This window comes from Vagococcus vulneris (assembly GCF_003950515.1).
GTDB classification, from domain to species: Bacteria; Bacillota; Bacilli; order Lactobacillales; family Vagococcaceae; genus Vagococcus; species Vagococcus vulneris.
In genome coordinates this window covers 1-25,123 of sequence record NZ_NGJS01000023.1, presented here as the reverse complement: position 1 = coordinate 25,123, position 25,123 = coordinate 1, and the positions used below count along the sequence as shown (strand labels likewise).

Sequence of the window (25,123 nt, the reverse complement as noted above, 5' to 3'; positions counted from 1 at the left end):
CTTTTAGGATCAGCGAGTGAATGTGGTGCATAAGGGAGACTTTTTCAGTGAGCCTTTTAGGCTCAGGCCGGCAATAGAGGCTTTCAGCCGAAGAACAAACCTCCAGTTCACACTGGAGGTTTTGATTTAGTTTTTCTTTTGTTTTATTTCATGTTGGATGAGTGCTTCTAAGCGGTGCAAGTCTTCTAGAGTGAGATTTAATTCATTTATGGCTAATGAGGATTGAGCAGAATTCGTCATATTTTGTAATGCTTTTTTCTCTAAACTCTTTTCTTTATTGATTTCTGATCTGATTAATTTTGGATTGGTCATTAATTTAGTAATGGTACTTGTAAACGCACTGATCATACCGATACCTAAAATCATAAGAATTCCGGCGATGATTTTACTTAATTTGTGGTGAACGATGATGTCGCCATAACCGACTGTCGTGACTGTCTGAAGTGTCCACCACATGAGGTCAGAATAATTTTGAATAGCGGGTTCGATCCAAATCATAGGGAGCGGGAGCAGGAAAAAAACCAGCATAAAGTACCAAGCAAATCGTCCAATGCCGGTTTTTACTAAAACATTATAAACGGGAATAATGTATCTTCTTCCCATTATAGTGACGCGTAAGAAAGCTAACAGTATCGGTAGCAACCTGAAATATCTGAACCCTGTATATATAGGAATTAGGGAGACAAATTCTAGCGGATGATGCCGAATAAATTTCCAACGATTATTACTTAAATAAAGTTGATATAAAGTGTCAAAGGCAAATAAGGCCAGAACCAAGAAATCAATGGGTTTAGCTAGATGATGATTAATCAAAGATAGGATGCCAGAAATAATTAATAAAATAAACATCGTTGCATAATATACTTTCTTTTTTAGCATGTCTAATTTCCCTTTCCAAATACGTATTAACTTAATGTTAATGAAAAATGTTGCTAAAAACAACTTGTTTTTAGCAATACTTTCGTATCAAACGACAATTTATAAAATCTTATAACAATATAGATGTTATACTAAATGAGTTGAAAGAATCATAATAATTGATTTATGGTTAATAATAACACACAGCATGGTATTTTATGTTATGTGATTGTTAACAAAATAGAGGAGGATTTTTTATGGAAAAAAATAAAAAGTTTAGAATAGGATATTTAGTGTTAGGAATATTTTTCATTTTCACTTCGATACTATCATTTCAAAGGCCAGATGAAGATTTGATGGCTCTAGCACTTTTATTCGGTATTATTGCATTATTGAAGGGATGTTTTGAACTGTTTGCTAAGAAAAAGATGCAGCAATTATTGGGTATTAATAATTCAATGATTTATGTGATTGGTATAATAGATATTATCATTGGCTTAATATTCTTATTTAATTTACCTGCTGGTATGATGTCTTTACCATTTATTTTTGCTATATGGTTCATTTGTGATTCTGTAAACTGTTTGTTTGAATTAAACTATTCAAAGCAAGTGAGTCAAGGATATTACTGGTTATCATTAATTGTCAGCATATTAGGAATTGTTATTGGAACTTTATTGTTTTTCAATCCAATTGCCTCAGCATTAACAATTGCGTTTATGGTTGGTTTTTATTTAATGGTAGCGGGAATTACTTACATAATGGCAGCATTTTAGAGTAAAAAAAGTAGTAAGTAATATGTTTCTGTTAGATTTATGACTTTAGGTCATTTTATGAGTACCATTTTTAAAAAATACTGATTAAAATATATAAATATTATGTTATCATAGACAATTTTATTTAATTTTTGTACAATAAATACGAACAATGAGTTATATAAGTCTGATTTGTTAGTGTTTTTATTTTTAAATAAAAAAAAGTTGATAAAGTTTACATGTAAAGGTTTTTAATTTATACAAATAATTCAAAATGATTAATTATGGCATATGATGTATTCGTTTAATGGATTCGGTAATTTAGTTTGATAAATCATTTTGTAAGTACTTTAGTCAATAATATTTTTAAAAAGGGCTGTATAACTGGAAAAAAATAGAAGGGGTAAATGTATGACACAAGAAAAGAAAAAATTATCATTATTTAGTTTTTTTGCTATGACAGCATCTTTATTTATCACAGTTTATGAGTATCCGACTTTTGCTGAATCTGGGAAAACGTTAATTTTCTTTTTACTTTTATGTGGGTTATTTTGGTTTTTACCTGTTGCATTGTGTTCAGCTGAATTGGCAACTATTAAGGGTTACCAAGAAGGTGGGATATTTGGTTGGGTAGGAAAATTACTAGGTGAAAAATATGGTTTTGCAGCAATTTTCTTCCAGTGGTTCCAAGTAACTGTTGGATTTGTCACAATGATTTATTTTATTATCGGATCGTTATCTTATGTGTTAGATTTTAAAGAAATGAATTCAAATCCTGTTATTAAATACTTATGTATTTTACTTATTTTTTGGGTTCTAACTTTTTTACAATTTAGAGGAACTGAGTTTTCGGCTAAATTAGCTAAATATGGATTTGTATTAGGAATTATTGTACCAGTGGTTATTTTGCTTATTATGACAGTTAAGTATGTAGGAACTGGTCATCAAATTAATCCAAGATTTGTACAGGATCAAACATTTCTACCAAAACCTAAAGAATTTCCACAATTAGTATCTTTTGTTTTGGCATATATGGGTGTGGAGGCATCAGCACCGCATATAACTGAATTAGATAATCCAAAAAAGAACTATCCGTTGATTATGTTCTTACTTGTTATTGTCGGTGTTCTACTGAGTACAATTGGTGGGAGCGCTGTGTCAATGGTGGTTCCCGGAAAGTTAAACTTAGATTCAGGTGTGGTTGATGCATTTAAAGCAGTTATCGGTAGTAAAATTATTGTTAAATTAATGGCTATCTTAGTGTCGTTCGGTGTTATGGCGCAAGTTAGTTCTTGGATTGTTAGTCCGACTGAGGGTCTAAGAGTTGTTGCCGAGAAGAATTTGCTTCCAGATAAATTTAAACAAGTAAATAAAAATAAAGTTCCAACATTTATTTTGGTCATACAAGGATTTTTAGTGAGTGCGTGGGGAGCAGTACTAACTTTTGGTGGAGGTGGAGGCGGTAGCAATGTATCATTTTTAACCGCTATCTCTTTAACAGTTATTATCTACTTAAGTGCCTATGTTCTTTTCTTTATCGCTTACTTTGTTTTAATTTTAAAAAAATCCAATCAATCATTAGAGCGAGCATACACTGTTCCTGGTGGAAAATTGATGCAGTTGATTATTGCCGGTTGTGGATTAATTATCTCTGTTTTAGCGATCTGTTTATCTTTTATTTCACCTAGTGAATTAAAAGGTTCGGCAGCGACAACATATGTAATGACGCTGTCTATTAGTTTCGTTATTACAGTAGCAGTACCGTTTTTATTTTATAAATTTTATAGTTTAAAAAAGAAAACAAAAGCTAATTGAATATATTGAAAAACATTTATTCGGTAGGAGGAAAAATAAATATATGAACATGGTAAAACAGGAGTTTATAAATATCTTTAAAAATAAAATTCTTTTAATTTCTGTTATTGCAATTACTTTTATCCCTATCTTATACGCAAGCGTATTTGATAAATCTGTGTGGGATCCTTATGGCATGGCTAAAGATTTACCGGTTGCAGTGGTTAACGAAGATAAACCGACGGAATTAATGGGACAAAAAGTTGATGTAGGGAACCAAGTGGTTAATCAATTGAAAAGTAACAAGGACTTGAAATGGGAATTTGTTTCTGCTGATGAGGCTGAAAAAGGAATGAAAGATCTATATTATTATATGATCGTCACGATTCCAAAAGATTTTTCTAAGAATGCAACAACATTAATAGACAAGAAACCTGAAAAAATGCAAATCACATATACTACTAATGATTCGTTAAATTATATTGGTCGTGAAATTGCAGAAATAGGTGCAACAACGTTAGAATCTCAGGTTAGAAATAATGTTACTCAATCGTATGTTACAGCTCTAAATGAAGTTGGAAAGAAAGCAGTTCAGGGAATTGATGAAGCAAGTAATGGTGCTAGTCAACTGGCTAAAGGAACTGATCAATTGCAAAGTGGTTTAAAACAGTATACTGGTGGTGTTACGCAAGCCGCTGACGGATCGGTACAATTAAAGGATGGTATCGGTCAATTAGCCGGAAATATTGGCCCATTGAGTTCTGGTGTCACTCAATTAAATGATGGTGCGGCACAATTAAGTTCTGGATTAGGTATGATTAATAATAAAGTACAACCAATGAGTGGTAAAGTGAATGAATTAAGTGCCGGGTTAACAGAATTGTCAACTGGTAGCAAAGAGTTAGAGCAAGCTTTGGGCAATATCGAAGGCAATATCAGTGAGTCATCACAGCAAATTATTGCCGGCAATTTAGCACAAATTAATGCCGATTTAGAATCAATTTTAACAGATAGCAGTAAACTACAAGATGTTTCACTTGATGCATCCGAAATATCTCAAAACTTGAATAAAATCAGTGATTCATTAAATACAATCGGTTCAACATTAGTGGTGGATTCAACAGCACTGCAAGCTAAAGTTACAGATAGTATTAATCAATTAGAAGGTGTAGATGATGCTGTTAAAAATCAAGTTATAAAAGACATTAACAGTGACATTATCGGTTTTGAAAATGAACAAAATAAAAAAATTGAAAACTTTACAGGTACGTTAGCTGGAGATATAAATAACGCACAAGCGTCTGTCGAAGGTTTATCTAGTCAAGCACAGGCGTTGAGTGAGTTATCTGCTAGTGTCGCTGGAAGTGCCACTAATTTACAAAGTGGAGTAGATGAAATTGGTGCCGGGACACAACAGATTATGGGTATGCTTAATATATCTCCTTCTAATCATGTTGGTACAATTGCTGCCGGCTTAGATCAAATGAGTAGTAATGTATCTAGGTTAAGTCAGGAATTACCAATGGCATTATCTGGTGTAAATGAATTGGCAACAGGTAGTAGCCAACTGTCTGGCGGATTAAATGATATGTATGGACAGATGCCAGCATTGTCTTCAGGCGTCAGCCAATTAAATGATGGTACAGTTCAATTGAATAGCGGTCTAAATGAGTTAAATCAAAACTCTCCACAATTATTGTCTGGTGTGTCTCAATTGGATACTGGTTCAAATCAATTGTCATCAGCACTTGGTGAAGCAACTAATTTAGGCGCTAAAGCAAACTTGCAAGAAAAGAATATTGATATGTTTGCTGATCCGACAAGTCTGAAAAATGCTAAGTATAGTACCGTTGAAAATTACGGACAGGCACTAGCACCATATATTATGTCGCTAGCATTATTTGTTGGTTGTTTAGTCTTTAACTTTGTTTTTCCTATTCGTCGTGTATCTATTTTAGGTCAGTCAAGTAAAGACTGGTGGTTGAGTAAATTAGCGATTGGTTTTGTTGTTTCTACAGCAATGGCAGCTATTGAAGCAACTGTTATGTTACTTGTAGGATTACAAGTTGAATATAAAGGTAAATTTTATTTAATGGCTTTTGTCACAGTTTGGGCATACATGTTTATGGTAATGTTCTTTGCGATGTCGTTTGATAACCCTGGTCGTTTTATCATGATGATTCTCTTAGTTCTTCAACTGGGAGGGGCAGGTGGTACATTCCCATTACCACTTCAAAATAGTTTCTTTAATGCTATTCATCCATTCTTACCAATGTCTTATTCTGTATATGGATTCCGTGAAGCAATATCAAGCGGTATCGGTGCGCCGATGTTTAATAAGAGTGTGACCGTCTTATTATGTGTCTTTGTCGGATTCGTTATTCTATTGGGAATTGCTATGAATATTTTACAGAAACGTAATCTATCAAACGTATCGGAATTAGATGATAATCAGAAATTGCAAGCACTTGAAAAATAATCAATGATAAAAAAGCTTGGGAGGGAAATGCCTCCTAGGCCTTTATATAAAGTTTAATCATTTTATTAATAACAAAGTTTAGAAAGGATTGTGACAACGTATGTGTACAAGTATTTTTATAAAAACTAAAGATGGAAATAATTTATTATCTCGAACAATGGATTATTCTTTACCCTTAGATCCCAACCCAACGTATATCCCCAGACATTATCCGTGGAAATCAGTTGTTGACGGACGAAAGATAGATAATAAATATGGTTATTTAGGTGCTGGACGTGTAGTTGGTCCTTTATACACAGTAGCAGATGCTGTGAATGAAAAAGGTTTATCTATGGCAGAGTTATATTTGCCGGGAGAAGTAAGATATCAAGAACATCCTGATTCAAATAAGACTAATTTAGCTCCTCATGAGTTTATTTTATATATTTTAGGAAATTGTGCATCAGTCAAAGAAGTTAAAGAAGTGATTTCAGACATCACTATTGTTGATCGCCCAGCACCGATTTTAAATTTTGCACCACCATTACATTGGATCATAACTGATGCTTCAGGTGAATGCGGTGTAATTGAACCAACATCCAAAACATTGCATATGAAAAAAAATCCAGTTGGGGTAATGACGAATACACCACAGCTTGAATGGCACATTAATAATTTACGCAACTATGTCCATGTTCGTCCTAAACAATATGAACCTGTTATGTTTGGTGATTATGAAGCTAAGGCATTTTCTCAAGGAACTGGAACTTTAGGTTTACCTGGCGGATTTACACCGCCTGAACGCTTTGTGCGAGCAGCTTTTTTTAAAGAACACATTAAAGAAGCCGAAAATGAAGTTCAAGGTGTATCAAATGCTTATCATATTTTATCAACTGTTCGCATACCGAAAGGGCTAGTTGTCACACCCGAAGGTAAATCTGATTATTCTCAATATGTCGGTACAATGTGTAATACTAGTTTAACTTACTATTATAGTGGTTATGATAATAATCAAATTTGTAAGGTTCAAATCACAGAAAAATTACTTAAAGAAAAAGAACCTGTAACATTTATGGCAGACCCATTTGAAACTATGAAAACATTTAACTACTAAAACTAATTGTTGGAGGAATAAAAAATGTCACTATTCAATAAAACAACCGGAGCCACACCAATTTTTGGTTCATCATTTTCTGGAAAAGATGTATTAATTAATAAATTAAATAAAGAACCAATTGAACCAGTAGTAGCATATCGATTAGTTAAGGATCAGTTAATCGATGAAGGAAATGCGCGCCAAAACCTTGCAACATTTTGTCAAACATACATGGAACCTGAAGCACAGAAGTTGATGTCAGAAACCATGGAAAAAAATGCTATCGATAAATCAGAATATCCTGAAACAGCTGAATTAGAGACTAGCTGTGTCAATATTCTAGCAGATTTATGGAATGCTCCCAATGAAAAAGAAGTTATGGGGACATCAACTGTTGGTTCTAGTGAAGCATGTATGCTTGGTGGGATGGCGATGAAATTTCGTTGGAGAAATTTAGCTAAAAAACGCGGTTTAGACATCAATGCTCAAAAACCTAATTTAGTTATTTCTTCTGGCTATCAAGTATGTTGGGAAAAATTCTGTGTTTATTGGGATATTGAGATGCGTGAAGTTCCAGTTGATAAAGATCATCTAAGCATCAATGTTGATAAAGTTATGGATTATGTTGATGATTATACAATTGGTGTCGTGGGTATTTTAGGAATTACTTATACAGGCAAATTCGATGATATTAAAGCATTGGATAAGTTAGCAACTGAATATAATAAGACGCATGAACATGAACTAGTTATTCACGTAGATGGTGCTAGTGGTGCAATGTTTGTACCGTTTGTTGACCCAGAATTAAAATGGGATTTCAGATTAAAAAATGTTGTTTCTATTAATACATCAGGTCATAAATATGGATTAGTTTACCCAGGTGTTGGTTGGATTTTATGGAGAGATAAGGAATATTTACCAGAAGAACTAGTGTTTAAAGTTAGCTATTTAGGTGGAGAGATGCCAACAATGGCCATTAACTTTTCACGAAGTGCCAGTCAAATTATTGGTCAATATTATAATTTTTACCGATTTGGCTTTAATGGATATAAAGAAATTCATACAAGAACACGCGACTCGGCTGAAGCAATTGCTAAGGCAGTTGAAGAAACCGGCTATTTTGACATTTTAAATGATGGTCACAATATCCCGATTGTCTGCTACAAGTTAAAAGATGATGCAAAAGTTGAGTGGACTTTGTATGACTTAGCCGATCGTTTATTAATGAAAGGCTGGCAAGTACCTGCTTATCCATTACCAGCTGACTTAGATAAACAAGTGATTCAACGTTTTGTTTGTCGTGGGGATTTAGGGGAAAATCTTGCAGAAGCATTGATTGAAGACTTTAAACAATGTATTAAAGATTTAGACAATGCACGCGTTCTTTACCATGATAAAGGTGATGTTTATACTTATGGTTTTACACACTAATTTTTTATTAGTTGTTTAACATATACAAATAAAATGAAAGAGGCGAATTTATTATGGCAAACTATGAAGAAAAGAAAGACAAAGTAATTGAAGAAATGGTTAAAACTCTAGAAAAACTAGATGTAGAAACTGAAAAAATCAATGCGAATGAAGAATCAGACAAAAAACATTCTATTAAAATCTGGTTTGAAGAAAAGAAAGCTATTCACGAAGTAAAACGTCTATTACATGAAATTGGTAAATATGATAAATATGACGATAAAGAATTAGAACAAATTCAAAAAGAATTTGACAAAGAAAGCAAATAGAAAAAAGTCCGCTTGTTCTTAGGAACAAGCGGACTTTTTTATATTTCAGATAAATTGTGTGATTTTTTTTGGATATTTAATTTTAATTTATGTTCTAATTCGACAATATCTCTAGATTTTAATGGAAAGTCAAATAGAAGTAAATTGTCTTCAAAGCGGTTCTTTTCCTCAATCAAGTTAGGAATATTAGTAAAAATTAAATCAGCATCGTCACGTTTGCTTCTTGGTAAAAAAGTTAGGTTAAAATCATGTTTAAATCGATCAGTAAGCCGAGTTGTAATATTCTGCTTGATAAATGAAGGTAAATCAGATTCTAAATAAATGTAAATAGGCGGTTCATAAGACGTTAGAGGAAGAAAAGATGAGAAAAGTAATAAATATTTTTGCATTAAAAATTGTTTTTCAAGAAATATACTGTTTCCACTTAATTGGTAAAGTTCATCAATCAGTAGTGATATTCTATCTTTTAGAATTGGAAAATCTTCATCAATATCTTCGAATAGCGGATGTCCATCGATGTCCATATTAATATTTTTGAAGAGTTTTGCAAAAATGTGTGCACAAAAACTTGTGATGAAAAATTGCTTTTCTAATTCTATTGGGATTGGCGAGAAATTAGATTCAAATTGCTGAATGAATAAATTGGTTGCTTGATAAATATCTGAATTTTTCTTTTTATGATAAGTGATAATTCTCTTTTTCAGTTCTTCAGAGTCATAAATCTTAGCCTTAGTTTGCATTAATACTATATAGTAGTACACTTCTGCTTCAATATGCATGTTGTATTCAGACATAAAAGATTTTAAAAAAGGAACACTCTCCTTAATGGAATTAAGGTCGACATAGTTTTTCCAGCTTTCTTCCAGCTTGATGATATGATTTTTACGTAATCTGATTAAATTAATGGCTAAGATATATGCCATTTGTTTTCGATGAATAATTGAGATATCTAGTTTCATTGCTTGCGAAAATGTGTCCACAGAGTTGTACACTTTATCTTGACTAATACTGTCAAATGGCCAAGAGATTCCTTTGAATGTTACCCAAGATAGAATGAATGCAACTAATCGGATTTGCTTTTCTTCACCAATAAGTTTAAAAGAATTTCTAGCTAAATCAATATGGTATAAATTGAGGAAATCTTTAATCTTTTTAAGACTTCGTCTGACCATGCCTTCGCTGACATAGTTTTTCATAGCATATTTTTTTACAGAGTCAAAGTCTTCAAACATAATTTCTTTTAAAATAAGAATTGATTCATCATTTGACAAAATATAATTTTTGAAATCAATAAAATTTGAACCACGTTCGATTTCTAAATAAGCACCTTTATATTTTTCATAAGATAGTTTAATTGTTTGTCTATCGCCTTCGTTATAAGTCGCAACAATTTCTTCAAGTTGATTTAAATAGCGTTGAACAGTCCGTTCAACAACGTTTAATTGCATACTTAATTCTGTGACGCTATACCAGCGATTGTTTTCAGAAATAATATCTAAAATACTCAAAATTGTCTGGTTATGATTACTTAAAATATTAAATAAGTGTTTCTCCATGGGATAATCAACCTCGTTAATTATAGAATAAGATGTTTCTCTACCAATATAGAATACTATTTAAATGATATTTTTTCAAATTTATGTTTTACATTCGTGATGTAATGATTAATCATTTGTTAAATGTCTTTAATTTAGTTATTTTTATTTTTTTCTTTTTAAAAGACATAATGTTAAATATTACTATAAAAAAAGTGTTATAATTGTTTTGTAAGTGATAAATAGACTGATTTGTGTATCAGTCTGTTATCCAAGAAAATGTAATTTTATTGGGAGGCTTCATAATATGAAAAAAATTATCTTAGGAACAACATTATGTGCATCGGTATTATTAGTGGCTCTAAGCGGATGTGGCAAAGAAGAAATTAAAGGAACTATTGAATCTGAAAAAGTGACAGAAACGTCGACTTCTTTATCAAATGGTGTAGAAGAAGTATCAGGAGATGTGTCATTAAAAGATGATGGCTACTTTAAAGAAATTGTTACAGGAAATAAAGATCCTAAAGTAAAATCTGAAGCAGAATACAAAACTGATTGGTCTGACGATTCTTGGGAACATGTCGATTTTAAAATTGATAAGGTAAAAGTCGTTCAAGTTGATAAATTTAAGGATGACGAAGAAAAAGAGTATAAAGGTTTAGTGTCGATGCATTATACATTAGAAAATAAAGGTGATGAAGAAGTAAAAGTTCATCCAAATGAAGCAACTATTGTTTTAAAAGATGGTAAAGAAATAAAAGGTGAACATTTTAATGATACATGGGAAGATATTTTCAATAAAGATCATAAAAAAGACGGTCATGTCTATTTTAAATTTACAGATTTAGATCAAATTGATAATATTAAAGAAATAAAATTATCATTTGATGGACATAAGAAAGATAGTTCTGAAGATAAGGTTGATCATACATTTGATGTGAAATTACCTTTAGAATTAGCAAAATAAAAAATAAATGGCCCGGTTAGGGTCATTTATTTTTTTTATGTAACGAAAATGCTAGTAACTGTAACCATTTAGGTGTTGATTTACCCTTAAAGAAGCAAAAGATACTAAAGGTTAAAGCACCTGCAGTATTTGTGAATAAATCACCCATAGTGTCCATCAGTACAGCACGACCAACCAAATTTTTTCCGGAACTTGTCGCAAATCGCTGCATGTTTAAACCAAGTAAACCATCAAAGGTAAATTCGTAGAACTCCCAAACGACTCCCATTGTCATAGCAAAGAAAAAACCGAAAAGGATAATAGTCCCTAATGATAGATGATTAAATTTAGGCATCAGACAACTAAGTATACCAAAGCCCAAGGCAACTAATAAGGCTGCACTGGAGAAGTGTAAAAATTTATCCCAATAGTAAAATCTGCTGTAAAAAGATAGACCAGTTCCTAGGAACACAGAAAAAAGAATAAACAGCCAATACATATTTTTTAAAACCACAGGGGTTGTGAGTTTGAAAATCTGCTCAATCAGCTGTGGCAGCAAGCACAGCAATATGCCTAAAAACATTTCTAAAACTACGAACCAATATTTAGAAGAATTCTCGGATTGGTACAGTGCCTTAATCCCGAAAATTACCATGACGATGATGCCAAATAACGCAATTCCATAAAATAATAAATTTTTTTTGATTTTGCTCTGTAATGCCACCTCATTATCCCTCCTTTTGTAAATTAGTATGGCTTGTTGCTGTTAAAAACTCAAGTGATATCACTCGTTAATTACGTTATAATAAACAAGGAGGTCTATTTTATATTAATCCTGCTTATATCCAAGCAAATGATCATTTTATGGAAAGACATTGTTTTGGTAAAGTAACGGAGAATTCACCCGAACCCGTGAGACGACCAAAAAATCAGGCAAGCAATCTTATGAAATTGCTTGGGACCTAATGAGTTCACAGCGCTTGGGACACTCAAAGATTTTGACTATATCAAAAAGTTATCAACTATAAAACAGCCGGCACTTGTCATCAGTGGGATTAATGATATGTATACTCCCGTTATTGCAAAGGTGATGTCTGATGAAATTCCTGATTCTGAGTAGGTTTTATTCCGCTATAGCCGTCATGCACCCTATGTAGAAGAAACAGTAGAGTATATTAGAGTATTAACTGAATGGCTAAATAGAAATGATTAAAAGATATCTCAAGTAATTTGAGATATCTTTTTTTGTATCTGCTTACAAAAAAATGGTTGACAAAAATCAAATCTTAATTTATCATAATATATGAAATCGATATCATAATGTGGGAGGTGTTTTTGTGGCGACCATTAAAGATGTTGCAAAATTAGCTGATTTATCGGTATCGACAGTTTCTCGCTATTTAAATAATCACCCTTATATTTCAGATGAAAAGAGAGAACGTATTCAATCTGCAATGGATGAATTACATTATGTGCCGAGTTCAATCGCAACACAATTACGGTCGAAAAAAGGAACTATGATTGGTGTTTTAGTGTCTAGAATAACTAATCCGTTTTTTTCGTATTTAGTAGATGCCATTGAAAAACAAGCAAAAAAAGATAATTACAATGTATTGATTATGCAAACATATGACGATCCCAATGCAGAAATCAAGATGTTGGACATGTTAAAACAACAGGTTATCTCAGGTGTCATTATGTGTTCCATAGAGATTGATATTAAACTTTTAGAATCGTATCAAGAATTTGGACCAATCGTTCTTTGCAACGAGAATATGCCACACTCGATTTTACCACAAGTTGTAACGAATCAAGAGCAAGCAGTTTATCAGGGAATTGGTTACTTAATAAATCAAGGTTATCATAAGATTGCGTATTGTACTGGCGGTACACTAACTTCGAAAGGTCATGGTAAGTACCGTACTCGGGGATTTGAACAAGCTTTACTGGATAACAAATTACCTTTTAAGAAACATTGGATCTTTCAAGACACACATACAATTGCAGATGGACGACAAGTTGCAAAAGAACTCTTAGCTTTGTCTAAAACGGAGCGTCCGGATGCTATTTTTACAAATAGTGATGAGGTAGCAACGGGGATTATGGAGTATTGCTTGAACCATAAAGTAGCGATTCCGAATGAATTGGCAATCATGGGATTTGATAATCAACCTTTTACATCCGTATTAGCAGTACCGTTGACAACAATTGCTCAGCCTATAGCAGCATTAGGTGAAGAATCAACAAGATTGCTGATTGCAAAACTTGAAGGGACTGCTTATTTAATTAATCAGGAAAAATTGAATTTAACATTAATCAAAAGAGAATCTGCGTAAATTTACAAAGATTCTTTAAAATGACAAAACATGGTATCGATACCATGTTAAGGAGGAAATATTGTGGAAAATAAAAATTGGTGGAAAAATGAAGTTGTTTATCAAATTTATCCGAAGAGTTTTAAAGATACAAATAATGATGGAATTGGGGATATTAAAGGGATTACTGATAAATTACCTTATTTATCAGATTTAGGTGTAACTATGCTTTGGATTTGTCCGATTTTTACATCACCGATGGTTGACAACGGTTATGATATTGCCAATTTTGAAGGTATTAATCCTGAATTTGGTTCAATGTCTGACTTTGATGAGTTATTAGAAAAAGCTGATAATTTAGGTATAAAAATTATTCTTGATTTAGTTATTAATCATACATCTGATGAACATCCTTGGTTTAAAGCAGCACTTGCTGATAAGAACAGCAAATATCGAGATTATTACATATTTAAGAAAGGTACTGAAAGACCAAATAATTGGCGTTCTATCTTTGGTGGTTCTGTTTGGGAAAAAGTTCCAGGCGAAGATACATATTATCTTCATGTTTTTGATAAACGTCAGCCTGATTTGAATTGGGAAAACGAAGCGGTACGCAAAGAGCTTTATGCCATGATTAATCGCTGGTTGGAAAAAGGAATTGCTGGTTTTAGAATTGATTCAATTACTTTTATTAAGAAAGATCAAGATTACAGCAGTTTACCGGCTGATGGAGCAGACGGCTTAGTTTCTTGTAAATTTAAGACAAGGAATCGTCCTGGGATTGAAGTATTTTTAAAAGAATTACGACACGAAACATTTGATCGGTTTAATTGTGTGACGATTGGTGAGGCTCCAGGAGTTGAATACAAAGATTTTTCTCAGTTTATTGGTAAAGATGGTTATTTCTCAATGATTTTTGATTTTCATTATGCCGACATTGATGTGGAATCGGGCTCTGATTGGTTTAAGCGAACTAATTGGACAGCACAAGAGTTTAAAGAATTGCTAGCAGCTTCTCAGCAGGCATTGCAGCAAGCTGGATGGGGTGCTAACTTTATTGAAAATCATGATCAGCCGCGTGCACTTTCCAAATTAGTTGCTCCGGGATTTCAAACACCGGCCTCAGCTAAAGGGATTGGAGCGATGTACTTTTTCTTACGAGGCACACCTTTTATCTATCAGGGACAAGAATTAGGTATGATAAATGCTGTGCGCGAAAGTATTTCAGAATTTGATGATATCTCTAGTATAGATAACTACTATCGGTCGATGAATGAGGGCTTCAGCGAAAAAGAAGCACTTAATTTTGTGAATCTGCGTAGTCGTGACAATACAAGGACACCGATGCCTTGGAATAATACTAAATATGGTGGATTTTCAACTGTCGAGCCTTGGTTAGGCATGACTGAAGAATATCCAGCTATTAATGCTGAATCAAATGAAGTAGTTGATTGGTATAAAGCAATGATTGCTTTGAGACAGTCATCAGATATCAGTGCTTGTTTATCCAAGGGAGATATCTATTTTATGGAAAATGTATCAGATAATATTATTGGTTATTGGCGTGAGTGGGAGGGTCAACGTATTTACTCATTAACCAACTTAAGCACAGCAAAAGAAATTGTTAATTTGGATCAAGACATCCAAACAGTGTTTTTAGATTCGCATAATGAGTTGAACGCAGGTAAAAAAATTGAACTGTTGCCATATCAAAGCATATTGTTTAATTAAGGAATAGGGGAGAATAGAGATGGGAAAAGATTACAAACAGATTGGTCAAGATATTATTAGAGTTGTCGGTGAAGACAATATTATCAGCATGACGCATTGTGCTACTCGCTTACGCTTGGAAGTCAAAAATCGAGAGTTAATTGATGATTCATTAATTGAAAAAATTGATGAAGTGAAGGGTGTTTTTTATAATGCGGGACAATATCAGATTATATTAGGTACAGGGATTGTTAATAAAGTATATGATGGCTTAATGGAAGATGATCCAGAATTGAAAAATAAAGAGACATCTTTAGAAGATATGAAGAAAGACGGCAACCCGATAAAACGAGCTATTCGAGTATTGTCAGATATTTTTGTACCGATTATTCCAGGAATTGTTGCGACAGGTTTGTTTTTAGGACTGAAAGGTGTGGTATTGAATGAATCTGTCTTAGGTTTTTTCGGAACATCTCCTGAAGCGATACCTGAATATATTATGACTTTAATGAGTGTACTGACTGATACTGTTTTTGCTTTTTTACCTGCACTTATCTGCTGGTCAGCATTTAAAAAATTTGGTGGAACACCAATAATCGGTTTTGTCATTGGACTGATGCTTGTATCGCCGATGCTACCCAATGCTTATGCTGTTGCTGATATTAACAGTGGTGTGCATCCAATTATTGCTTTTGGTTTTATCCCGATTGTCGGTTATCAAGGGAGTGTATTGACGGCCTTAGTAGTTGGAATTTTTGGTGCAAAATTAGAAAAAATTTCTCGTAAACATATGCCGAATGCGTTAGATTTAATGTTTACACCTTTTGTGGTTATTTTTGTGATGCTGTTAGTTGGGTTACTAGTATTAGGTCCATTATTGCATTTTGTTGAGAGCGGTTTAGTAGTTGCCGTTACATGGTTAATTCATGTTCCATTTGGAATTGGCGGTTTAATAATCGGGTTTATGTATCCTCTAGCTGTTATGACTGGTATGCATCATTTATTTATTGTAATTGAGACAACTTTGTTAGCTTCAACCGGATTTAATCCATTAATTACTTTATGCGCAATGTATGGATTTGCTAATGCAGCGGTTAGTTTCGCCTTTAGTAAAAAAGCTAAAGATAAAAATGTAAAAGTAATAGGAACAAGTGCGGGTGTTACTCAATTACTGGGTGTTAGTGAGCCGGCACTGTTTGGGATAACAATTAGATATGGTATGAAACCATTAGGTATTATGTTAGGTTGTTCAGCTTTAGGTGGTGCGATTCTGTCAATTTTAGGAATTCAAGCTAATTCATATGGATTAGCGGTAATTTTATCACCATTAATGTATATCTATGAGCCGTATCAATTAATTACTTATGTCATTGTGGGGATCTGTATTTTTATTTTATCGTTTGTTTTAACATATCTCTTTGCTGTTCCTAAAGAGTTAATGGTAGATACTGAAGAGTAAAGTGAAGGGAAGATAATTATAATGGATTGGACGAGGGAACAACGTTATCGCAGCTATAATTCAGCTGATAAGACAGAGCTAGATAATCTATTAGCAACAACTAAAAACAGCAAATGGCGGCAAGTATTTCATATACAACCTATTCATGGGCTGTTAAATGATCCAAATGGTTTTACTTGGTTTAATGGAGCGTATCACTTGTTTTATCAATGGTTTCCTTTAGGACCTGTTCATGGGTTGAAGCACTGGTATCATTTAACAAGTGTCAATTTAGTTGATTGGACAGATCAAGGCTTAGCATTGACGCCTGATTTGGACCATGATGCGCAAGGTATTTTTTCTGGTACTGGTTTTGTCAATGAAAAATCTTTATATTTATTCTATACAGGAAATAAACGAGATGCTAACTGGAATAGAGAAGCTTCACAATGTTTGGCTATAATGGATGAATCAGGCACAATTAAAAAAAATCAACAGCCGCTTATACCAAAACCTCCTAAGGGATATACAATGAATTTTAGAGATCCTAAGGTATTTAAACGAGGCGGTATATATTACATGTTTGTCGGCGGTCAACGCGAGAATATGACAGGATGCATTTTAGTATATACATCAAATGATTTGGTTGACTGGAAGTTTGTATCAGAACTAAAAACGAATCATTCGAATTTTGGATTTATGTGGGAATGTCCAGATTTATTCTCATTAGATCATGAAGATGTACTATTATTATCGCCACAAGGATTGACACCTGGAGACAATGAATTTGAAAATATTTACAATTCTGGTGTATTTATTGGCACGTTTAATCAAAAGGATATATCTTTTGATACGAGTCGCTTTCAGGAGCTTGATCGCGGATTCGATTTTTATGCACCGCAAACAACTAAGACGCCGGATGGTCGGACCATATTAATTGGTTGGATGGGACTACCGGATATTGATTATCCGTCAGATCAAGACAACTGGTCAGGTTGTTTGACGATTCCAAGAGAATTGCGGATAGAGAACCGTCGTGTTTTGCAAAAGCCAATCTTAGAATTAAAAGAGAAACGAACAATTGAGTGCAATGAGTCTTACCATGCATTGGATGGTTATCAATTATTCAAAGATATTTCCTCTCATGTTGGTGAGTATCAAATGCGTTTAGTTTCTGGCGATGCAGTAAAAACAACGATTAATTTCTATGATTCTGGTGATGAAAAGACCAGTTTCTTTATTGATTGGCAGCATCAAATGATAGGACTCGATAGAAGAAAATCTGGATATCAAGTGGCGTCAGAATATGGTGAAATCAGATCAGCTTTTTACCAGCACGAAGAGATAGAACTGCAGATTTTTTTAGATACTTCATCAATAGAAATATTTGTAAATGACGGTGAATTAGTATTTACAAGTCGAATTTTTCCGACTAAATGGAGTCGAAATATCTCCATCGAATCCGAAGGAGAAGTAAGTGCCGTTGTTGAACAGTGGCCGTATCAAGAGTGATTAGTGATAACCATTTAGAAAATAGCCGATGCTATTTCTAAATGGTTATTTTTTTAAATAAATAGTACATAAATGATAGTTTATTTGCATAAAAATTCACAAAAAAATTTGCATTTGACTTTAGTTGGGAGTAAAATAAAATTGGAGTTATTATATAGCGTGTTATTTTTAAAAATATGTTATAAAAAATGATTAAAGGTGGATTATTTATGGAAACGAAGGAAAAGACGTTCTTTGGACAGCCTAGAGGACTATCGACATTGTTCTTTACAGAAATGTGGGAAAGATTCAGTTATTATGGTATGCGTGCAATTTTACTATACTATATGTATGATACTGTCGCAAATGGCGGTCTTGGTTTAGATAAGCCAACGTCTTTAGCTATCATGTCGGTATATGGATCAATGGTGTTTATGTCCAGTATTATGGGAGGCTGGATGGCCGACAGGGTTTTTGGACAACATAAATCTGTATTTTATGGCGGTCTATTTATTATGTTGGGACATATTATTTTGGCAACACGCTTAGGAGTTATGGGATTATTTATTTCGATGATTGCGATTGTTATCGGAACTGGATTGTTAAAAGCTAATGTATCAACGATGGTTGGTGGGTTATATTCTGAAGATGATGATCGACGTGATGCCGGCTTTTCTATCTTTTATATGGGTATTAATATCGGTAGTCTATTAGCGCCAATTATTGTAGGTACTTTAGGACAAGAATACAGTTATCATGTTGGTTTTTCTGTAGCTGCAATTGGGATGTTTGTAGGTTTGATTGTTTATTATTTCCAAGGAAAAACAACGATTGCTCATGTTGGGATTAAACCAGCTAATCCAATTAAACCTGAAGAACGAAGTATGGTAATTAAGGGATTTATTATTTTGGTTGTTGCGTTTATTATTATTTTTGGTACAGCTGCTTTGACGGGACATTTAACTATTGGATTTTTCGTTAATTTTGTCAGTGTTTTAGGAATCGGTTTGCCGATTTATTACTTTGTACGTATGATTCGTTCTAATGATGTGTCAGATGATGAACGAAAACATTTGTATGCGTATATTCCTCTATTTATCGCTGCAATTATTTTTTGGTCTTTAGAGGAACAAGGTTCATCCATATTAGCATTATTTGCAGCTGAGAGAACTCAAGCGCACTTATGGGGATTTAATGTACCAGCTAGCTGGTATCAAATATTGAATCCGGCTTTTGTAGTTATATTAACCCCTGTATTTGTAACTCTATGGATGAAATTAGGAAAACGCCAACCTTCAACAGTGATTAAATTCTCAATTGGGTTAGTCATGGCTGGTTTGTCTTTTGTATTGATGATGCTTCCAGGAATGCTGTTTGGTGTAGATAGTAAAGTCAGTCCGTTATGGTTGATTGCTAGTTTCTTTGTAATGATTGTTGGTGAAATGTGTTTATCTCCGGTTGGCTTGTCAGTTACGACAAAATTAGCGCCAAAAGCATTTGAGTCTCAAACTCTAGCTATTTGGCTGTTAGCTGATGCATCGTCACAAGCAATTAATGCACAAATTGCCCGATTTTACACTGATTCAACTGAATCAGCTTATTTCGGAATTGTTGGAGCTGTCGCAGTTATCGGCGGTATAATATTATTTACTGGTCGCAAACCGATAGAAAAATTAATGGGGCATATTAGATAAAAGTAAAAACAGGCGAACTGCATTAAGGTTCGCCTATTTTTCTGGACGTTTAATCCTGATAGAAGTAAAATAAAAAGAAATGAAGATGATGGGGATGAACAGATAGATGGGAATACCAATAAATATCGTGTCGGGGTTTTTGGGTGCCGGAAAGACGACATTTATTAATGAGATGATTAAAGAGACAACCATTGCATCAGACGATATTGCAATAATTGTTAATGAATTTGGTGAGGTTGGTATTGATCATGAATTAATGATTCATGCAGAAGAGCGACTATATCAATTAAATAGCGGCTGCATTTGCTGTAGTTTACGGGAAGATTTAGCCAGTACACTGGAAATGATTTTAAAAATAACTAAAGAACAAGGACGCCCGTTGAAGCAGATTATCATTGAAACAACTGGTATTGCAGATCCGCAGCCAATTATTCAAACCTTAAAAGTTACACCAAAATTATCAGGCTATTTTTATTTAGATACTGTTTTTTGTGTAGTTGATGCTGTAAATTATCAGTCAACCTTAAGCAATTATTCTGAGGCTGAAAAACAAATTGCTATGGCTGATCGATTTATTATAACTAAACTAAATGAACAGTATGCGGCAGATAAACAAGAGATACAACAAAAATTATCAAGCATTAATCCGGTTGCAGATTATTACGAATTTAGTTTTAGTACGATTTTCAAAGCGGATTGTTTATTTTTTAATCAGCATCTATTCAGAAGTTTTGAACCACAAATAGTTGAAACGGATAACTATAAAGAGCAACATGAACATCATCACCATGGCTCAGTGTCGTCTATGTCTCTCAGTACATTGATACCATTAGAAGAGAGTCTAATGCGTATGTGGATTGATTGGCTATTAATGACCTATGACGGTCAGCTGTATCGTTATAAAGGATTAATCAGAGTTAAGAACTATGAATTGGTTATTGCGTTACAGGGTGTCAGTACACACTATACTTTAGAAACAACTAATAAATCACCACTTGATTTTACAAGTCAACTTGTTTTAATAGGAAAAGACTTAGATAGAGAAAAAATTGAACAGTCGTTTAAAGATCTTGTTATGCGGAGTTATCAAGAAATATGATTGGAGTAAAGGTAAATGGTAAATAAAGTATTAAAGAATATAAGAGGGCAGTTAATCGTATCTTGCCAAGCCTTAGAGGATGAACCATTACATAGTTCATTCATTATGTCGCGTATGGCAGTGGCAGCCGAACGTGGTGGAGCAAAGGGGATTCGGGCGAACTCGGTTTCTGATATCAATGCAATTAAAGAGCTGGTTAGTTTACCTGTTATTGGTATTATAAAACGTGACTACCCTGATTCTGATATTTATATTACGGCAACGAAACGAGAAGTTAATGAGTTGTTGACAACATCTGCAGAGATTATTGCGTTAGATGCAACGCAAAGAAAAAGACCAGGTAATGAAAAGTTATCCGATTTGATAACACAGATACACGAGGGTCAGCGTTTAGTCATGGCAGATGTTTCTACACTGGATGAAGCTAGGGCTGCTGAATCTGCTGGATGTGATATTATTTCAACAACTTTAGCGGGTTACACACCGTATTCAAAAAAAACGGAAGGTCCTGATTTTGATTTGTTACAAGCTATTCATCAGACCGTGCGTATTCCGGTCATTATGGAGGGTCGAGTTGAAGAACCTCAAGATGTTGAGAAGGGAAGAAAAAAGGGTGCTTTTGCTGTTGTTGTAGGCTCTATTATTACAAGGCCGCAATTAATTACTGAAAAATACGTTGAAGCAATGAAACGATAATGAGGATGAACTCATTATCGTTTTTATTTTAAGTCTAAAGACTGAGATAATTTAACAGAAAATTCCCTCTGCAGTCGCATGTAGAAAATAGTTTTTTGAATTATTCTAAATATATAGAGAAAAACAACTGGAGGTTTAGAAAATGAAAAGAATTAGTGTAATTACTATTGGAGTAGCGGCTTGTGTTATTGGATGGATGATTTATGCACATAACAGTTCGAGTGAAGCTGTGCAATTGGTTGATCGATATAATCCCCTTGTCTCTAAAGAACCTATTTACGTTAGAACTAGTGATACTTATTGTGTTAAGGATAAAGGAACGTCTTATTATTATACTCAAGAAGGAGTAACCAAAGATGGTGAGACAGTGAAGGTTTCTTTTTATACACCGCAAAAATTAAAAGAAGGTACGTATTTAGAATTGGATGCTAAAGGAAAGTACATTGAAACATATCAAGAAGTTGCTCCTTCTAATTTAGCTGAAGTGATTAAAAATACCATTGCTTCAAATGAAAATTTACAGAGGGGGTTTTAATATGCTGGAAATAAAGAATATTACAAAAACATATGAAAATGGAATTTCTTATCAAGCATTGAAAGGTATAAATTTGACGATAGAGGATGGCGAATTTGTCGGTATTATGGGACCATCGGGTAGCGGTAAGTCAACACTTTTGAATTTAATCTCAACAATTGATACTCCGACATCAGGTGATATTCTTATTGATAACGTGAACTTGAGTCAGTTGGGTTTTGAAAAGTTAGCAAAATTTCGTCGTAATCAGTTAGGATTTATTTTTCAAGACTTTAATCTAATGCCAACACTAACAGTAGAAGAAAATATTGTATTACCGTTAACTTTGGATGGTGAAAAAGTTAGTGTGATGCGTAAAAAACTACAAAAAGTATCAGCCCAGCTTGGTATTGATAATTTATTAAAAAAAAGAATAGGAACTATCTCTGGTGGACAGGCTCAAAGAGTAGCTATTGCTCGTGCAATGATTCATCAACCAAAATTAGTTTTAGCTGATGAACCAACAGGTAATTTGGATACTAAGTCTTCTATGGATGTAATGGAATTACTATGTTCTCTCAACAAGCAACAACAATCAAGTATCTTGATGGTAACTCATGATCCATTTGTCGCCAGTTACTGTCAAAAGATTATTTATATTAAAGATGGTGAATTAGTCAAAACAATTTCTTATGGCACATCACGAACAGAATTTTATGATGATATACTAATGACTTTGAAAGACATAGAAGGTGTTCCACATGAGATTTAATCAATTTATTTTTCGTAATACAATGCGAAATAAGAACCTGTATTTAGCTTATTTTTTAAGTGTTTTATCAACAGTTATGTCATTTTTTACGTTTGCTGTATTTACCTTTCACCCTAAATTGAGTAGTGGTTTACATCAATCTGTTCAAATGGGGATGTTGGCCTCGGCAATTATTATTTATGTATTTTCTTTTTTATTTGTTTGGTATTCAGTAGATATATTTTTACAATCTAGAAAAAAGGAATTTGGGTTATTATTAATACAAGGGATGTCACCAAAACAATTACGTAAAATGGTCTTTCAAGAAAATATGCTAGTTGGATTTTTAGCTACCTTTTTTGGGATAATTGTAGGTATTTTATTTTCACAACTTATTTTATGGATTAGTAAATTATTTTTACATATTGATTTTTCATTCTATTTTCCGATTAAGGCAATATTAGTAACGTTGATTTCTTTTTTTATTTTATTTTTATGTATTTCATTAATTATTCAATTAAAAATACCTAAAATGGACATACAGACACTGTTAAAAAGTCAAAGTTTAGGTAAAGGAAAAGTAAAACCTTCAATAATAAAATCAGTCTTAGCAATTTTATTAATTGGTATTGGTTACGGTATAGCTTTATCTGTAAAAGGCGTATTGGTTGTAATGGCGATGTTACCTGTTATTTTTTTAGTTATCTTAGGGACTAGTTTTTTATTCAATCAATTAACCTTAGTAGTTGTTAATAATTTACAAAAAAAAGAATCTTTTTTTTGGAATAAAACCAATATGTTGGTTTTATCTGACCTCAGTTTTAGGATGAAAGACAATGCTAAAGCCTTTTTTCTAGTAACAGTTATTTCCACTGTAGCTTTTTCAGCAATTGGTACATTAGCAGGTTTTAAAGAGATGAGTTTAAAGCAGATTAATACAACACCTTACGATATAACATTAGTACCTAATGATTCACAGACAGATATTCAAGAGGAAATGCAACGCATTGATAAAAATATCCAAAAATTAGGTATATCGGCTACAAAAAATAAGATAGCAACAATAAATTTTGAAACAGATCATAAAGTAGTTGAAATTGTTAGTCAAGAGACTTACAATCAGTTGGCAAAAAAAATTGGGGAGAAGCCGATTGATATCACAGACCAAGCAGTATTAGTGATTAATCAAATAAGACAAGAAAATGATAATCAATTTAAATTAACTAAGTTTACTTTTCCAGATAATAAACAGACAGTAAATGTTGAAACGGTAGAGAGCAAAAGAGATGTGATTCCTAATTATCGACCAATTGTTGTGGTTAGTACATCGGATTATAAAAAAATAAATCAAACACAGCCGTCTAAGACATCCTATCTTTGGATAGATAATCATAAAGACACAGAACGTTTAGTTAAATTAGGAGAAATTGAAGAAACTAATCCGAATGTCTTTGTTAAACCCTATATGGAGCAGGTCATAATTGACACATTTGCACCGATATTTTTTATTGGTTTATTTATTGGACTAGTCTTCTTTGTTTCTGCAGGAAGTTTTTTATATTTTAGATTATACAATGATATGAACTTAGACCAAGAAAAGTTTAGTATGATTTATAAAATTGGTTTTAGTAAAAAAGAAATGAAAAAAGTTGTGTATCAACAAATAGCTATTCTATTTTTTACACCAATTATCGTATCAGTTATTCATGGTGTTGTAGCGCTAAAAGCAATGTATGCTTTGTTCGGTCAACCCATTCAGTTAACAGCATTTATCATATTAGGTATTTTTATAATTATTCAAACTCTCTATTATATAATTGCTAGATATTTTTATTTTAAAAAATTATATAATACAATTGAATAATGTTCTGTAGATTAGTTTGTCGTGAGACTTTTAGACGATAAGAAAAACCCAATGAAATTACAGAGGACTGAACCCCTAAAATGAGACAGTAATAAAAACACCTATGCGATTACTTTTTTCCGATAATCAATCGGAGATAAGTAATCGTATTTTTGTTGAATTCTTTCTTTATTATAATAGTTGATGAAATTTTGTACAGTTTCAATTACACTAGTTGTAGAGCTTCCAAGCTCTGGGTGTAATGAGAACGTTTCAGCCTTTAGGATGGAGTGAAACGATTCTATTGGAGCATTATCTGCAGGGGTCCCTTTTCGGGACATACTTCTGGTAATGCTCTTTTCTTTTGTTGCTTGATAATAAGCGTATGAGG

The 25,123-nt window shown here is 33.1% G+C and carries 22 protein-coding genes; 18 read left to right on the top strand and 4 right to left on the bottom strand.

Annotated features, from left to right (window positions below):
- Window positions 1-126: 126 nt before the first annotated feature.
- Complete coding sequence (locus tag CBF37_RS10740) at window positions 127-879, bottom strand: potassium channel family protein (protein ID WP_125984761.1); 753 nt, start codon at window positions 877-879, stop codon at window positions 127-129.
- Window positions 880-1,115: 236 nt separating this feature from the next.
- On the opposite strand from CBF37_RS10740, the gene CBF37_RS10735 reads away from it, so the two are divergent.
- From CBF37_RS10735 to CBF37_RS10710, 6 genes are all read left to right on the top strand, one after another.
- Window positions 1,116-1,634 carry an HdeD family acid-resistance protein gene (locus tag CBF37_RS10735; protein WP_125984760.1) on the top strand — a complete coding sequence of 173 codons (519 nt, stop codon included), beginning with the start codon at window positions 1,116-1,118 and terminating at the stop codon, window positions 1,632-1,634.
- Between the two features lie 390 nt (window positions 1,635-2,024).
- The gene (locus CBF37_RS10730) at window positions 2,025-3,428 is read left to right on the top strand and encodes an amino acid permease (protein WP_125984759.1); all 1,404 of its coding nucleotides are present in this window, start codon (window positions 2,025-2,027) and stop codon (window positions 3,426-3,428) included.
- Between the two features lie 43 nt (window positions 3,429-3,471).
- Window positions 3,472-5,886, top strand: a complete 2,415-nt coding sequence (locus CBF37_RS10725) for a YhgE/Pip domain-containing protein (RefSeq protein WP_125984758.1) — start codon at window positions 3,472-3,474, stop codon at window positions 5,884-5,886.
- 100 nt (window positions 5,887-5,986) lie between these two features.
- Window positions 5,987-6,979: a choloylglycine hydrolase family protein gene (locus tag CBF37_RS10720; RefSeq protein ID WP_125984757.1), complete on the top strand. Its 993-nt coding sequence runs from the start codon at window positions 5,987-5,989 to the stop codon at window positions 6,977-6,979.
- Between the two features lie 24 nt (window positions 6,980-7,003).
- On the top strand, window positions 7,004-8,392 hold the full coding sequence (gene gad, locus CBF37_RS10715; RefSeq protein WP_125984756.1) for a glutamate decarboxylase: 1,389 nt from the start codon (window positions 7,004-7,006) through the stop codon (window positions 8,390-8,392).
- A 53-nt stretch (window positions 8,393-8,445) separates the two neighbouring features.
- Window positions 8,446-8,700, top strand: coding sequence for a hypothetical protein (locus tag CBF37_RS10710; RefSeq protein WP_125984755.1), 255 nt, complete (start codon window positions 8,446-8,448; stop codon window positions 8,698-8,700).
- A gap of 38 nt (window positions 8,701-8,738) precedes the next feature.
- Here CBF37_RS10710 and CBF37_RS10705 read toward each other — a convergent pair whose 3' ends face one another.
- Window positions 8,739-10,256, bottom strand: a complete 1,518-nt coding sequence (locus CBF37_RS10705; protein ID WP_125984754.1) for an AcpB/EbpR/MafR family transcriptional regulator — start codon at window positions 10,254-10,256, stop codon at window positions 8,739-8,741.
- A 286-nt stretch (window positions 10,257-10,542) separates the two neighbouring features.
- Between CBF37_RS10705 and CBF37_RS10700 the strand changes: the two genes are divergently transcribed.
- Window positions 10,543-11,202, top strand: a complete 660-nt coding sequence (locus CBF37_RS10700) for a hypothetical protein (RefSeq protein ID WP_125984753.1) — start codon at window positions 10,543-10,545, stop codon at window positions 11,200-11,202.
- Between the two features lie 22 nt (window positions 11,203-11,224).
- Here the strand turns inward: CBF37_RS10700 and CBF37_RS10695 are convergent, their stop codons facing one another.
- Window positions 11,225-11,905: a DUF2238 domain-containing protein gene (locus CBF37_RS10695; RefSeq protein WP_125984752.1), complete on the bottom strand. Its 681-nt coding sequence runs from the start codon at window positions 11,903-11,905 to the stop codon at window positions 11,225-11,227.
- Window positions 11,906-12,136: 231 nt separating this feature from the next.
- Here CBF37_RS10695 and CBF37_RS11700 point away from each other — a divergent pair, with 231 nt between their 5' ends.
- From CBF37_RS11700 to CBF37_RS10645, 11 genes are all read left to right on the top strand, one after another.
- Window positions 12,137-12,301: a hypothetical protein gene (locus CBF37_RS11700; RefSeq protein WP_165866708.1), complete on the top strand. Its 165-nt coding sequence runs from the start codon at window positions 12,137-12,139 to the stop codon at window positions 12,299-12,301.
- A gap of 217 nt (window positions 12,302-12,518) precedes the next feature.
- Window positions 12,519-13,517, top strand: a complete 999-nt coding sequence (locus CBF37_RS10690) for a LacI family DNA-binding transcriptional regulator (RefSeq protein WP_125984751.1) — start codon at window positions 12,519-12,521, stop codon at window positions 13,515-13,517.
- A gap of 60 nt (window positions 13,518-13,577) precedes the next feature.
- Window positions 13,578-15,227, top strand: coding sequence for an alpha-glucosidase (locus CBF37_RS10685; protein ID WP_125984750.1), 1,650 nt, complete (start codon window positions 13,578-13,580; stop codon window positions 15,225-15,227).
- Between the two features lie 19 nt (window positions 15,228-15,246).
- Window positions 15,247-16,665 carry a PTS transporter subunit EIIC gene (locus CBF37_RS10680; RefSeq protein WP_125984749.1) on the top strand — a complete coding sequence of 473 codons (1,419 nt, stop codon included), beginning with the start codon at window positions 15,247-15,249 and terminating at the stop codon, window positions 16,663-16,665.
- Window positions 16,666-16,686: 21 nt separating this feature from the next.
- Window positions 16,687-18,156: a glycoside hydrolase family 32 protein gene (locus CBF37_RS10675; protein WP_125984748.1), complete on the top strand. Its 1,470-nt coding sequence runs from the start codon at window positions 16,687-16,689 to the stop codon at window positions 18,154-18,156.
- Window positions 18,157-18,365: 209 nt separating this feature from the next.
- Window positions 18,366-19,829, top strand: a complete 1,464-nt coding sequence (locus tag CBF37_RS10670) for a peptide MFS transporter (protein WP_125984747.1) — start codon at window positions 18,366-18,368, stop codon at window positions 19,827-19,829.
- A 106-nt stretch (window positions 19,830-19,935) separates the two neighbouring features.
- On the top strand, window positions 19,936-20,928 hold the full coding sequence (locus tag CBF37_RS10665; protein WP_125984746.1) for a CobW family GTP-binding protein: 993 nt from the start codon (window positions 19,936-19,938) through the stop codon (window positions 20,926-20,928).
- Between the two features lie 15 nt (window positions 20,929-20,943).
- The gene (locus CBF37_RS10660; protein ID WP_125984745.1) at window positions 20,944-21,624 is read left to right on the top strand and encodes an N-acetylmannosamine-6-phosphate 2-epimerase; all 681 of its coding nucleotides are present in this window, start codon (window positions 20,944-20,946) and stop codon (window positions 21,622-21,624) included.
- A 142-nt stretch (window positions 21,625-21,766) separates the two neighbouring features.
- Window positions 21,767-22,159: a YxeA family protein gene (locus tag CBF37_RS10655; protein ID WP_125984744.1), complete on the top strand. Its 393-nt coding sequence runs from the start codon at window positions 21,767-21,769 to the stop codon at window positions 22,157-22,159.
- A 1-nt stretch (window position 22,160) separates the two neighbouring features.
- Window positions 22,161-22,910 carry an ABC transporter ATP-binding protein gene (locus CBF37_RS10650; protein ID WP_125984743.1) on the top strand — a complete coding sequence of 250 codons (750 nt, stop codon included), beginning with the start codon at window positions 22,161-22,163 and terminating at the stop codon, window positions 22,908-22,910.
- Window positions 22,900-24,753 carry an ABC transporter permease gene (locus CBF37_RS10645; protein WP_125984742.1) on the top strand — a complete coding sequence of 618 codons (1,854 nt, stop codon included), beginning with the start codon at window positions 22,900-22,902 and terminating at the stop codon, window positions 24,751-24,753. Before CBF37_RS10650 ends, CBF37_RS10645 begins: the two co-directional genes overlap by 11 nt.
- 101 nt (window positions 24,754-24,854) lie before the next feature.
- On the opposite strand, the gene CBF37_RS10640 is transcribed toward CBF37_RS10645, so the two are convergent.
- A partial coding sequence (locus CBF37_RS10640; protein WP_165866707.1) for an integrase core domain-containing protein occupies window positions 24,855-25,123 on the bottom strand: 269 nt, incomplete at its 5' end.

Bases quoted from the DNA above. Each gene is read 5' to 3' on its own strand.
- CBF37_RS10740 (WP_125984761.1), bottom strand. From the start codon at position 879: ATGCTAAAAAAGAAAGTATATTATGCAACGATGTTTATTTTATTAATT.
- CBF37_RS10735 (WP_125984760.1), top strand. From the start codon at position 1,116: ATGGAAAAAAATAAAAAGTTTAGAATAGGATATTTAGTGTTAGGAATA.
- CBF37_RS10730 (WP_125984759.1), top strand. From the start codon at position 2,025: ATGACACAAGAAAAGAAAAAATTATCATTATTTAGTTTTTTTGCTATG.
- CBF37_RS10725 (WP_125984758.1), top strand. From the start codon at position 3,472: ATGAACATGGTAAAACAGGAGTTTATAAATATCTTTAAAAATAAAATT.
- CBF37_RS10720 (WP_125984757.1), top strand. From the start codon at position 5,987: ATGTGTACAAGTATTTTTATAAAAACTAAAGATGGAAATAATTTATTA.
- gad (WP_125984756.1), top strand. From the start codon at position 7,004: ATGTCACTATTCAATAAAACAACCGGAGCCACACCAATTTTTGGTTCA.
- CBF37_RS10710 (WP_125984755.1), top strand. From the start codon at position 8,446: ATGGCAAACTATGAAGAAAAGAAAGACAAAGTAATTGAAGAAATGGTT.
- CBF37_RS10705 (WP_125984754.1), bottom strand. From the start codon at position 10,256: ATGGAGAAACACTTATTTAATATTTTAAGTAATCATAACCAGACAATT.
- CBF37_RS10700 (WP_125984753.1), top strand. From the start codon at position 10,543: ATGAAAAAAATTATCTTAGGAACAACATTATGTGCATCGGTATTATTA.
- CBF37_RS10680 (WP_125984749.1), top strand. From the start codon at position 15,247: ATGGGAAAAGATTACAAACAGATTGGTCAAGATATTATTAGAGTTGTC.
- CBF37_RS10675 (WP_125984748.1), top strand. From the start codon at position 16,687: ATGGATTGGACGAGGGAACAACGTTATCGCAGCTATAATTCAGCTGAT.
- CBF37_RS10670 (WP_125984747.1), top strand. From the start codon at position 18,366: ATGGAAACGAAGGAAAAGACGTTCTTTGGACAGCCTAGAGGACTATCG.
- CBF37_RS10665 (WP_125984746.1), top strand. From the start codon at position 19,936: ATGGGAATACCAATAAATATCGTGTCGGGGTTTTTGGGTGCCGGAAAG.
- CBF37_RS10660 (WP_125984745.1), top strand. From the start codon at position 20,944: ATGGTAAATAAAGTATTAAAGAATATAAGAGGGCAGTTAATCGTATCT.
- CBF37_RS10655 (WP_125984744.1), top strand. From the start codon at position 21,767: ATGAAAAGAATTAGTGTAATTACTATTGGAGTAGCGGCTTGTGTTATT.
- CBF37_RS10650 (WP_125984743.1), top strand. From the start codon at position 22,161: ATGCTGGAAATAAAGAATATTACAAAAACATATGAAAATGGAATTTCT.
- CBF37_RS10645 (WP_125984742.1), top strand. From the start codon at position 22,900: ATGAGATTTAATCAATTTATTTTTCGTAATACAATGCGAAATAAGAAC.